Source organism: Winogradskyella sp., assembly GCF_028282165.1.
GTDB lineage: Bacteria > Bacteroidota > Bacteroidia > Flavobacteriales > Flavobacteriaceae > Winogradskyella.
On the sequence record NZ_JANQIM010000018.1, the window covers coordinates 1 to 12,240 of the forward strand.

Below are 12,240 nucleotides of genomic sequence, written 5' to 3' on the forward strand. Positions count from 1 at the left end.
ATGTTACAAACGCTTACGAGCCCAATGCGGAAATTTATTTAGAGTGGTTAGAAGCAGGTTTGGATAACTTTACGAAGAGCAATAACATTTCAAAATAAAACCTCTTCGGAGCGATTGAGATGGATATCACCTTAAAACTTCTGAGTTCGACTTCGGTTATTCATTTTGCAAAACTTTTAGAACAATGTTTTTTTAAATAAATGATTTTTATATAACCCTTTGCGGCTAATTCAAGTCTTGTTAAAAATTTTAGATATTATCTAGTTTGAATTCTCAATCCAACAACTTTTAAAACAAAATAAACAAGACAATCATCTGATTCTTTCTAGGCATAAGAAGCTTACCTTAAGTACAAGCAAGGTTTTCTATGATGACTCAGATATAATAGCTTAAAATGATATAAATGTTATTCAAGCTAGTCTATAGATTTCCTCAAAAGGTATTCTAAAACGTGGGCCATAAATGCCTTTGTCATCTCTTATACCACAACCTATAACCATGTTAATTTCTGCACCTCTAGGTAACTTTAAAATGCGCTTTACTCTCAAGGTATCGCTGCCTTCCATTGGGCATGTATCATAGCCAATAGCTGCCATACTAATCATAAAGTTTTGTGCTGCTAAACCAGCACTTTTATGAGCTACAATACGCATATCGCTTGCGCGCACTTGGCGATAAATAGGTTTAAAAATTCCCATAACTTGAAAAATGATATACTTAATATAACCTAATACACCTAAGGCATCTACATATATCGTAGGGATGAGCTTTTTATAATAGTTCGTTGCCATTTTTTTTCTTTTTAAGTCACGTTCACTCAAACCATCTTTATTATATACCTTATCTAAAAATTCAATATTGGCTTTTGCACGTTGCCTCCATAGATCTTTACGAACCACTACTACTACCAATTGCTGTGCTGTCTTAGCTGCACTTTGATTGAAACAAGCCTTTGCTAAAAGTTTAAGACTCTCTTTATCGGTAACATGGTAAAATTCCCAGAGTTGTAGATTGCTGCTAGTTGGAGCTAGCGAGGCATTCACCAAACATTGTTTTACCTTTTCTGCATCAATAGAAATGTCTTTATAAACTCTTGTAGAACGTCTATATGCAATGGCTTCTGAAACTGTTTTTTCCATAGTTTTATGGTTAAGATTATGTTACAAGATAAATGAATAATGTATAATTCGATTCAATTTTAATATAAAGCTTATATTGAAGTATTAATATGAAAACTGAAACCATAGACATTATTAATATCGGGTTACTTATTACGGCTTTTATAGTAGCCTTACTTTTGCCCTTTGAGCTTTTTTTATTCTCATATGCTTTTTTAGGCCCCTTACATTATCTAACTGAGATCAATTGGTTGGATAATAAAAAGTACTTCATAAAATCAAAACAAAACATTTACAAGATCTTTGTTGTTTTAGCTTCGGTCATAGCCGTATTTCCACTGATAAAATATCTAAATTTTGATAATGCGTTTCTCAATTTTATGAGTTCCCAGAAGCATATCATTTTGGTTTCAGGATTTCTATTTTCTGTAGGCTTGATCCTTTTTTCAAAATTCAAGCATCTCATTATTGTGTTTGTATCGAGTATACTATTTTCTTTATTGTGCTTTCTCTTTGTACCAAAGGTCATTTTAGCATTGGGTATTTTTTTACCGACATTAATCCATGTTTATATTTTTACTCTGCTTTTTATGATTTATGGGCAATTAAAGCAACGTACTAATGCAGGATTCATTTCTATACTATTACTAATAAGTGCGCCAGTAATACTTTTATTTATGGATGTCGTTCCAAATTCCTATGAAGTATCGGAGTTTGCTGAACAGACTTTTTTGGGTAGTGGATTTTTATCAATAAATACTATTGTGGCAGATTTTTTTACTGATTTAAATCCAAGCAATATAGATATAATGTCACCGACAATCTTGAAGGTTCAAGTCTTTATGGCTTTTGCGTACACTTACCATTATCTCAATTGGTTTTCTAAAACTTCCATTATAGGGTGGAAATCAAGTTTAACCCATAAACGCACTAGATATATTATAGTAGTCTGGTTGGCTTCAGTTGGTATTTATTTATATGACTATATAACTGGGTTAACTGTCTTGTTTTTTATGAGTTTATTGCATGTGGTCTTGGAGTTTCCTTTAAATGCTACAACTATAAGAGAGATAGCCCATGTTGGATTTAAAAAAATAGCAGGTGTTACTGGAATTAGAAAACCAAACTAAATACTGTACCTTCGCCTTCAATACTTTTTACCAATATTCGTCCTTTATGAAGTAGCATAATTTGCTTGCACAGACTCAGACCAATACCACTTCCTGTTGCTTTACTGGTAAAAAAGGGTACAAAAATGTTTTCTAATATATCTTGCGGAATTCCCGATCCATTATCGTAAACTTTTATAACGATATCCCTATTTGGGTTTTGGGAAGCTAATACTTTAATTTGAGCGTCTTCTTTGTGCTTACAGGCATCAACGGCATTAAGTAAAAGATTAATCATTACTTGTTCTATAAGATGTGTGTCAATGTCCAGTTCTAGTCTGGTTCCCGAAACTTTAAATTCTATAGCTATGTTTTTGGCTTCAATGGAAGGCGCCATTAATAACTGTATATTGTTAAATAGTTCTGAGACTCTTACTCTTTGTAAGTTTAAGCTGGTAACCTTGCTTAAACTGCGATAGGTTTTGGCAAATTTCAGTAAACCGTCACTTCGGTTTTTAATGGTCTTAATTCCCGAATTGAGGTCTTCTAGCTCAAGTCGATGCTTATCGGGATTTTTCATAGTTCGCTCCAAATTAGATTGAAGCGTGTCCGCTAATGATGAAATAGGTGTGATTGAGTTCATAATCTCATGTGTCATTACACTTAGTAATTTTTTCCATGATTCCGACTCGTTTTTATTTAGGGTATCATCAATATTCTGGATAACTATTAGTTTAAAGGCATCTTCATCAACCTGAAAAACCGTATCAGAAATCAATATTTTTATGCTTTCATTCTGAAGTGCAATAGCAATGGAATCGGGTTCTCTATGATAGGTTTCAAAAATAGTATTAAACAATTCTGGTTTTCTGTTTTCTACAAATCTAATGTTCCTAAAGGAAGGCATATCTAAAATATCTCCAAACGAATCATTACTCCAAAGCACGTCGCCATTCTCTAAATTATAAGCAATAATACCTATGTCTACCATTTCTAGTATTTTCTGCAGATAAACATATTGTGCTTGGTTTTGTGAGTTTATCTCCTTTATGGTACGGTTAATTTCATTAAAACCTGTGTACAAGAACCTAATGTCTTTTGGTCCCATATCTTCTGGAAACCACCTTGAAAAGTCACGATATTTCACAGCTTCAAAAAAATCGTCCATAGCAACAAAACGACGTTTTACAAAGTTGTATGTATTAACTAGTAAATAAAGAATTGCTACGCTTGTGATTACCAAGTATGTTATTTGGTTTTTGTCTATAAAATAGAGTATCCCTAGAATTAGACCAACAAAGAGGAAAATTCTAAAAAATAACCTAACAATGTAGCCTCTAAAGTTCATATTTATCTAATCGCCTGTAAAGTGCAGCCCTTGTAATTCCTAGTTCCTTTGCGGATTTTGATACGTTTCCTTTGTGCTTTTCGAGAACCGTGATTATAGCATTTTTCTCTATATCATCTAGATTTAAACTGGTGGTCTCTATGCTTTTTGTAGAGGCAGAACGTTCTATGGAAGAGAAGACTAAATCCTCTGATTTTAAAACATTACCATCGGTCATAATCACTGCGCGCTCTAGCACATACTGTAATTCCCTTACGTTGCCGGGAAAATCATGACTTTTTAATTTTGAGATAAAGCCAGAATCTAATGAAAAAGCAGGTTTATTATACTTTTCTGCATAAAGGGATACAAAATAACGTGACAATTCGGTGATATCTGTACTACGTTCTCTCAGTGGGGGGACAATAATATCTACCGTATTAATTCTATAAATTAAATCTTTTCTAAATTTCTTTTCGTCCGCTAATGTTTTTGGGGCCACATTAGTAGCACAAATTAATCTAATATCTATTGGAATGGATTCATTGGACCCTAATGGATTTACCTGTCTGTTCTGTAGCACTGTTAATAGCCTAACTTGTTGGCCCAAGGTAATATTACCAATTTCATCTAAAAATAAAGTGCCTCCATTTGCTGCTTCAAAGCGTCCTTGGCGATCTTCTCTTGCATCTGTAAAAGCCCCTTTCTTATAGCCAAATAATTCACTTTCAAAGAGGGAAGAGGTCAGTGCGCCTAAATCTACTTTTATAAATGGTTTATGCTTTCTGTTGGAATTATCGTGAATGGCTCTTGCAATTAAATCCTTACCAGTACCATTTTCCCCTAGTATAAGAACATTAGCATCAGTAGGAGCTACTTTTTTAAGCTTTACAAAAACATCATTCATGGCATCACTACTGCCAATTATCTCTGTACTGCTTGTTTTTATACTTTGTTTTTGTTGGGTTCGGGATTTCTTATTGCCCAATATGGTAGTGATGGTCTCAATAATCTTTTCATTCTTCCATGGTTTCATTAAAAAATCTGCTGCGCCCTCCTTTAGTCCTTTAATGGCCAAATCAATATCTGCATAGGCGGTCATTAAAATAACAGATATTTCAGGGTTTAACTTCCTAATTTTATTGAGCCAAAAAATACCTTCGTTGCCTGTATTAACCAATCCGCTGAAATTCATATCCAAAATGACGATGTCAAAGTTGGTGCGCTCAATGTGGGAATTGATATTATTTGGGTTTTTTTCTATAACCACATCCTTTACGAGGGGCTTGAGAAGTAGGCGTAATGCATTAAGAACGTCTACATCATCATCGACAACTAATATGCTTGCATTTTTTAAAACCATCCTTACAATATTACGATTTTATATTCAGCTTAAAAAGATTATGAATTCAAAAAAAATGACCGCTATAAAGTGTACACTTTCGGACACAAAGTGTATCAAAATCGAACACTTTTATTCTTGTAAAAATAAATAAATAGCTGATTTTTAGTTGTTTATTTTTTTGGCATCATCTTCACTATATAATTATATGTCAAAATAAACAAAAATGGACATACCAATTCAAAAGAAGAAATTTTCGAAACAAAAACTAGGTCTTATAGGAGGTGTTCTAGCAATTATAGCCCTAATAGTTTATGTTATCATCCAAACATCAGGTGGTTCTAAATTGAATGTGCAAAAGGAACGAATTTCAATTCATACAGTTTCAAGAGAGGTATTTCAGGAAAACATTCCTGTAAGTGGTATTATACTTCCAATTACCACTATTTATTTAGACGCTTTAGAAGGAGGACGTGTTGAAGAAAAATTTGTTGAAGATGGTGCCATGTTAAAGAAAGGAGAGCCGATCTTAAGATTGTCCAATACAGATTTAGAATTGAGTCTTATTAATCAGGAAACTTCAGTTTATAATTTATTGACCCAAATGCAGATTTCTCAGAATCAAGCACGCCAAAACACAATAAATAGACAGAATCAATTTACTGATGTTGAAAATGGGCTTATCGAGGCAGAGCGTGTTTATAATTTGAATAAACGTCTGTACGATAAAGGTGCTATTGGTAGACAGGATTTTGAGTCTTCGAAAAACGATTTTGAATATCAAAAGGAGCGTATGAAGTTGGCAGAACAGGTATTGTCCGAAGACTCTATTTCATCAAAGCTAGAAATCAAGCAGGTCAAAGACTCTTATGCCAGAACACAAAGCGCTTTAGAACTGATGCGCAAAAAAGTAGGTGATTTAGTTGTAAGAGCTCCAATAGATGGTCAGTTAACGTCTTTAGACGCCGAAATTGGCCAGTCCATTAATAAGGGAACGCGATTAGGTCAGGTCGATGTCACCAGCGGTTACAAGGTTAGGGTCGATATCGACGAACACTATATTTCTAGAATCTATACAGGGCAGACAGGAACATTTACACTCAATAATAAAGCTTACACCTTAGTCATTAAAAAAGTATTTACTCAGGTTACCAATGGGCGTTTTCAGGTAGATATGAAGTTTGAGGGTGAAACACCAGAGGGTATTAGAAGAGGGCAGAATCTACAGATACGTCTAGCACTAAGCGCAGAGAAGGAAGCCTTATTGGTCGCAAAGGGTGGATTTTTTCAAAAAACTGGGGGTAACTGGATATTTAAAGTAAGTGAGGATGGAACTTCGGCCTATAAGGTAGATGTAAGGTTAGGGAGTCAAAATACCGAATATTTTGAAGTTCTCGAAGGCCTTAATATTGGTGATAAGGTAGTGACTTCGAGTTATGACTCTTTTGGAGATGTAGAAGAACTGATTTTAAAATAAGATACAATCAATTAAATAATGAATATAATGATACAAATTAAGGATTTAGAGAAATTTTACAGAACTGAAGAAGTTCAGACTATCGCTTTAAATAAATTGTCCTTTGGTGTGAAGGAAGGAGAGTTTGTTGCCATTATGGGACCTTCAGGATGTGGAAAATCTACATTGTTGAATATCATAGGCTTACTGGACGATCCTGATGGTGGAAGTTTCAAGTTTAATGGAGAGGAGGTTTCTGGTTATAACGAACGTAAACGTTCGGATCTGCGTAAGCACAATATCGGTTTTGTATTTCAGAGCTTTAATCTCATCGATGAACTTACAGTTTTTGAAAATGTAGAATTGCCATTAATATATACAGGTGTAAAGCCAGCCGAACGCAAAAAACGAGTAGAAGAAGTCTTGGAGAAAATGCAAATTATGCATCGTAGAAATCATTTTCCACAGCAGTTGTCAGGAGGGCAACAACAACGTGTGGCAGTAGCCAGAGCCGTAGTAAATAAGCCAAAACTAATCTTAGCCGATGAGCCCACAGGAAACTTAGATAGTACCAATGGTAACGAAGTTATGGATTTACTAACAGACCTTAATGAATCGGGCACCACAATAGTAATGGTAACCCACAGTGAACACGATGCCAAGTATAGCCATCGCATTATAAGAATGCTTGATGGCCAGAAAGTAACAGAAAATGTTTTAGCATAAACAACAATTCATCAATCTGTGCTGAACTTGTTTCAGTATCAAAAGTAATCTAATCAACCAAATGGAGAACACTTCAGTATACAAACCGACCAATCAATCAACCATGCTGAAGTGTTTAAACCTCATCAACTCATCTTCGCTGAAGCTTAGGTGAGTAAATCAAAAAACGAACAGTCTACCTATGCTAAGGCTACAGTAGATAAGTAATCTTTAGAAATCATGCTCAAAAATTATTTTAAAATAGCATTTAGAAGCCTTTTAAAGAATAAGGGTTTCTCGTTCATTAATATTTTTGGATTGAGTATTGGTGTCGCTGCATGTATATTAATTTCAATTTATATTCTTCACGAAAGTAGTTATGATAAGCACATTGCTAATTCAGAAGATGTCTATAGGTTAAATCGTGACTATATTGATGGTGAACGTGTTGATGCTGGTATACATTTTTCAGCAAATACGGCACCTACACTCCTAATTGATTTTGAAGAAGTAGAGAATTCTGGAAGACTAATGTCTAACGGATTATTTTGGGGAGCTGGTAGCAATGAAATACGTTTTGATGGTGAAGACACCCAACATTATGAAGAAGGTTTTGCTTATGCAGACCAGTCTATAATTGATATCATGGATATTAAGATGGTTTATGGGGAAGCCAAAACAGCACTTTCAAAACCAAGTACTATTGTCATTTCTAAGACTATTGCCGATAAGTATTTCAAAAATCAAAATCCAATAGGTCGTAGTATGTTTTTAAATGGAAATAATGAAATCCCATTTAAAATTACTGGCGTAATGGAGAATTTTAAGAGTAATTCTCACTTGGATTTTGATTTCTTTATAACCTTAAAGGATGTAGAGTTTGGAGAAGGCGAGCAAACCAGATGGTTTCAAAACAACTATTTCACTTATGTGGTGTTAAGATCAGGTATTGACGTTAAGGCTTTTGAAAACAAGATGGACAGAACCCTAATGGAAAAGTATATAAAGCCATCATATAAGTTGGCAGGATTTGCAGGATGGGAACAGGCACATGAAAGAGAGAAAATGTACTTACAGCCATTAACAGATATAAATCTTTATTCTACCCATGTTGATTTTGAATCAAGCTCAAGAAATGATATAAAGGTTATTTGGATTTTTGGCATCATAGCTTTATTTATTCTCATTATTGCCAGTATAAATTTTGTAAATCTATCAACGGCTAAATCCGCGAACAGAGCTAAAGAAGTTGGCCTAAGAAAAGTTGTAGGTTCCTCAAGAAGCCAGCTTATAAAACAGTTCTTGGTGGAGTCAATGGTTATCTCTTTAATCGCTTTCTGTGTAGGATTGGCTTTGGCAGCGTTGATAATGCCAGTTTTTAGAACGATGTCTGGTGTTGCATTAGAACTTCCATGGACAAGTTTTAGATTTTTTCTAACTATTTTGGCTTCTTCACTCATAGTAGGAATACTTGCCGGATTGTACCCTTCTTTTTATTTGTCAAACTTTAGGCCTATAAATGTACTTAAAGGGAAACTGAGTAGTGGTAGCAAATCTAAAGGCTTAAGAAGTAGTTTAGTAGTATTTCAGTTTACGGTTTCAGTTGTTTTAATAGTTGGAACATTGATTGTGAACAAACAAATGAGTTTTATCCTAAATTCTAAAGTAGGATTTGAGAAAGATCAGGTGGTACAACTTTACAGTACTAATGTATTAAATGACCGTATTGAAACATTCAAGGAAGAACTTAAGAAATTACCTGGAGTTAGCAATGTAACCATTAGTGATTACTTACCTATTGAAGGCACAAAGCGAAACGGAAATTCCTTTGTAAATGAAGGAAGGGATGGTATTGATGAAACCATACCGGGACAAGCTTGGGTCATAGACGAAGATTATATCGGGACTATGGGAATGAACCTTGTCGATGGGCGTAATTTTATTGTTGGGCGAGCATCAGATGAACAAGCTGTGATTATAAACCAAGCCATGGCAAAAGCGTTACGATTAGATGACCCTGTTGGTAAACGAGTTTCAAGGTTTGGTGAGCTTTGGGAAATTATAGGCGTGGTTGAAGATTTCAATTTTGATACGATGAAGACATCGGTAAGACCACTCTGTTTCTTTAGAGGTATTAGTCCCAGTATCGTATCAATTAAAATGAAATCTCAAGATGTTTATACCGTGTTATCATCTTTGGAGAACACTTGGAAAGCATTTGTTCCAAATATGGTTTTCCGTTATGAGTTTATGGATACATCTTTTGCAAAAATGTATGACAATGTAAGTAGAATGAAACTCATATTTACTGCCTTTGCCATCTTGGCAATATTGGTAGCTTGTTTAGGCTTGTTGGCACTTTCTGCCTATATGGTGGAGCAACGCAACAAAGAAATGAGTATTAGAAAAGTTTTGGGGGCTTCAATACAAACCATTTTTAGACTATTAACAAAGAATTTTTTAGCCTTGATCTTAGTGGCTTTGGTTATTGCAATTCCAATAGCTTATTATTTAATGTACAATTGGCTACAAGATTACGAATATAAAGTTGAAATGTCTTGGACTGTATTTGCTTTTGCGGGAATCATAGTTATGGTTATTGCGCTATTAACTATAAGTTATCACGCCATGAAATCAGCTTTAATAAACCCTGCGAAAGTTTTGAGATCAGAATGAATCATTATATCAATCAAAAAACGAATAAGTCTACTTACGCTATAGCTTCTGTAGATAAATAATATCTAGAAATCATGATTAAGAATTATTTAAAAATAGCATGGAGAAAAGCTTTAAAGAATAAAAGTTTAAGCTTCATAAGTTTGCTTAGCTTGATTTTAGGGATATCTCTATTTTTTGTCATCAGTATATGGGTTCAAGATGAACTGAGTTATGATAGTGGTTTTGCTCAATCTGATAGCATATATCGCTTGGAATCTCATTTGACGTTGCAAGACGGAACAGATGATGCTTTACAAACCGTTGGCTGGCCCGTAGGGAAATCTATTGTTGAGAACTATCCAGAAGTTGAAGCCTTAACCTATATGCGTGACTGGTCACCCATTGTAACAGTAGGGAATAACAAGTATTTTGAAGAGGCATTAATGGTTGATGAAAACTTTTTTGAGGTTTTTAACTATCAATTGGAAGAAGGCAATATCGACGATGCACTTAAGAATCCAAGAAGTATTGTACTGACCTCTTCTTTGAAAGAGAAATATTTTGGTGATAAAAATGCTGTTGGGAAGACGCTTCTATTATCTGATACCATACCTTATCAAATAACTGGAGTATTAAAAGAGATGACAGTACCTTCTCACCTTCAATTTAACATGTTAGGCTCTTTTTCTACAATCTGTTCAAATAACCCAGAGTTTTGTGCCAATCAATTTAGTTCTGGTTGGTTTAATGTCAATGTTTATAACTACCTAAAAATTAAGCCATCTGCTAACGGTATAGCATTTGCAGATAAAGTCAAGGATATCGTTCAGGTTTATGGTTGGGAAGCTGTAGAAAGATATGGATTTCAAACCGAAATAGTAGCACGGCCATTAAAAGATATTTATTTAAAGTCAGGATTATCAACCGGTATTGGTCCAGTAGGAACTATTAGCTCTATTCGGCTATTTCTTGGTATAGGTGTTTTTATTCTTCTACTGGCTTGTCTTAATTTTATTAATCTCACCACAGCATCTTCAATAGAAAGAGCTAAAGAGATAGGTGTCAAAAAAGTATTTGGCAGTAATAGAAAAAGCCTTATCGTTCAATTCCTTGTTGAAACAGGGTTCCTCTGTATTACTGCTGTATTGGGTAGTTTAGTTGTAATAATATTGACACTACCATTCTTCAATCATTTGACAGGAAAAAACTTTGAAATCAATGATGTTTTTACAATTGAAAGGGTATGTATTCTAATAGGAATTCTAATAGTATTAATACCCTTGGCAGGATTTTATCCTGCTTGGATCTTAGCTTCTTTTAAACCGATTAAAGTTTTAAAAGGACACTTTTCCCATTCCGTTTCAGGAAATTCATTGAGGAAAGGACTAGTGGTTTTTCAATTTGTTGTCTCTATAGCTTTTATCATGAGCACAATGATAATAAATCAGCAAATGGACTTTATGCAAAGTAAAAACTTGGGATTCGAAAAGGAAAAGATTATTGTGCTCGATGTTGATAAAGTTCCCTGGGGGTTAAGGCACAGCAGTGCTGAGGTATTCAAAAATACTTTGAAATCAAATATAGGAATTACAAATGTTTCAGCCTCCGCGGCCATACCAGGTCTTACAGGATGGCCAAGTCAATTTGCATATCCAGAGGGAAGAACGAAGCAAGAAGGTCTCATTGTAGAATATATTCCTGTTGATTTTGAGTACATAGAAACTCTAGGGATTGACTTTGTTGAAGGTAGAAATTTTATCAAAGGTAGTGAGGCAGATGCCGAAGATGCCTTAATCATTAATGAAGCGGCTGTAAAATCATTTGGTTGGGATAATAACGAAAGCGCTATCGGAAAGGCATTGGCAACATCTGGAAAAGAGGGAAAAGTTATTGGCGTTTTAAAAGATTATCATCAGCACGGTTTGCAAAATGAAATAAACCCTCTTGTTTTAGGTCGGGCAGATTTTATTAGAGTATTTGCAATAAAATATAAAAGCTTAAGTGCAAAAGAAGTAATTGGATTAATTACGGCAACTTGGAACGATATCTATAAAGACTATCCGCTGGAGTATAGTTTTATGGATGAAATACTTCAAAGACAATATGAGAGAGAACAAAAACTATCTTCCTTTTTTAAGCTAGCAACATTCCTTTCAATTTTAATTGCTTGTCTTGGATTGTTAGGTCTAAGTATTTATACAGCCAGAAAGAGAATAAAAGAAATCGGCATCCGAAAGGTTTTGGGAGCTAGTGTTACAAATATTGTTTTTTTACTTTCAAAAGCTTTTCTAAAACTAGTTATTATAGCAATACTTATTGCTGTACCCATCGCTTGGTTTGGAATGGATAAATGGCTCCAAGATTTTGCATTTAGAATTGATCTAAAATGGTGGGTCTTTACATTAGCAGGGATTTCAGCACTTGTAATAGCTTTTTTAACCATTTGTTATCATTCGATAGGTGCGGCGCTATCTAACCCTACAACAAACCTAAGAACAGAATAGTAAGACAATCAAAATCAATTA

At 34.5% G+C, this 12,240-nt stretch carries 8 protein-coding genes; 5 read left to right on the plus strand and 3 right to left on the minus strand.

Annotated features, from left to right (window positions below; translation table 11 throughout):
- Nucleotides 1-410: 410 nt before the first annotated feature.
- Nucleotides 411-1,139, minus strand: coding sequence for a nitroreductase family protein (locus tag Q0972_RS07615; RefSeq protein WP_299364427.1), 729 nt, complete (start codon nucleotides 1,137-1,139; stop codon nucleotides 411-413).
- 89 nt (nucleotides 1,140-1,228) lie between these two features.
- On the opposite strand from Q0972_RS07615, the gene Q0972_RS07620 reads away from it, so the two are divergent.
- The gene (locus tag Q0972_RS07620; RefSeq protein ID WP_299364428.1) at nucleotides 1,229-2,248 is read left to right on the plus strand and encodes a hypothetical protein; all 1,020 of its coding nucleotides are present in this window, start codon (nucleotides 1,229-1,231) and stop codon (nucleotides 2,246-2,248) included.
- Here Q0972_RS07620 and Q0972_RS07625 read toward each other — a convergent pair.
- Both Q0972_RS07625 and Q0972_RS07630 read right to left on the minus strand, forming a co-directional pair.
- Nucleotides 2,232-3,575, minus strand: a complete 1,344-nt coding sequence (locus tag Q0972_RS07625; RefSeq protein ID WP_299364431.1) for a HAMP domain-containing sensor histidine kinase — start codon at nucleotides 3,573-3,575, stop codon at nucleotides 2,232-2,234. The two genes, Q0972_RS07620 and Q0972_RS07625, sit on opposite strands and share 17 nt — an antisense overlap.
- Nucleotides 3,565-4,917 carry a sigma-54 dependent transcriptional regulator gene (locus Q0972_RS07630; RefSeq protein ID WP_299364433.1) on the minus strand — a complete coding sequence of 451 codons (1,353 nt, stop codon included), beginning with the start codon at nucleotides 4,915-4,917 and terminating at the stop codon, nucleotides 3,565-3,567. The genes Q0972_RS07625 and Q0972_RS07630 overlap by 11 nt, the downstream gene beginning before the upstream one ends.
- A 205-nt stretch (nucleotides 4,918-5,122) precedes the next feature.
- Here Q0972_RS07630 and Q0972_RS07635 point away from each other — a divergent pair, with 205 nt between their 5' ends.
- From Q0972_RS07635 to Q0972_RS07650, 4 genes are all read left to right on the plus strand, one after another.
- Nucleotides 5,123-6,373 carry an efflux RND transporter periplasmic adaptor subunit gene (locus Q0972_RS07635; protein WP_299364436.1) on the plus strand — a complete coding sequence of 417 codons (1,251 nt, stop codon included), beginning with the start codon at nucleotides 5,123-5,125 and terminating at the stop codon, nucleotides 6,371-6,373.
- 27 nt (nucleotides 6,374-6,400) lie between these two features.
- The gene (locus tag Q0972_RS07640) at nucleotides 6,401-7,078 is read left to right on the plus strand and encodes an ABC transporter ATP-binding protein (RefSeq protein ID WP_299364438.1); all 678 of its coding nucleotides are present in this window, start codon (nucleotides 6,401-6,403) and stop codon (nucleotides 7,076-7,078) included.
- 219 nt (nucleotides 7,079-7,297) lie between these two features.
- Nucleotides 7,298-9,733, plus strand: coding sequence for an ABC transporter permease (locus Q0972_RS07645; protein WP_299364440.1), 2,436 nt, complete (start codon nucleotides 7,298-7,300; stop codon nucleotides 9,731-9,733).
- A 74-nt stretch (nucleotides 9,734-9,807) separates the two neighbouring features.
- Nucleotides 9,808-12,219, plus strand: a complete 2,412-nt coding sequence (locus Q0972_RS07650; RefSeq protein WP_299364442.1) for an ABC transporter permease — start codon at nucleotides 9,808-9,810, stop codon at nucleotides 12,217-12,219.
- Nucleotides 12,220-12,240: the final 21 nt, after the last annotated feature.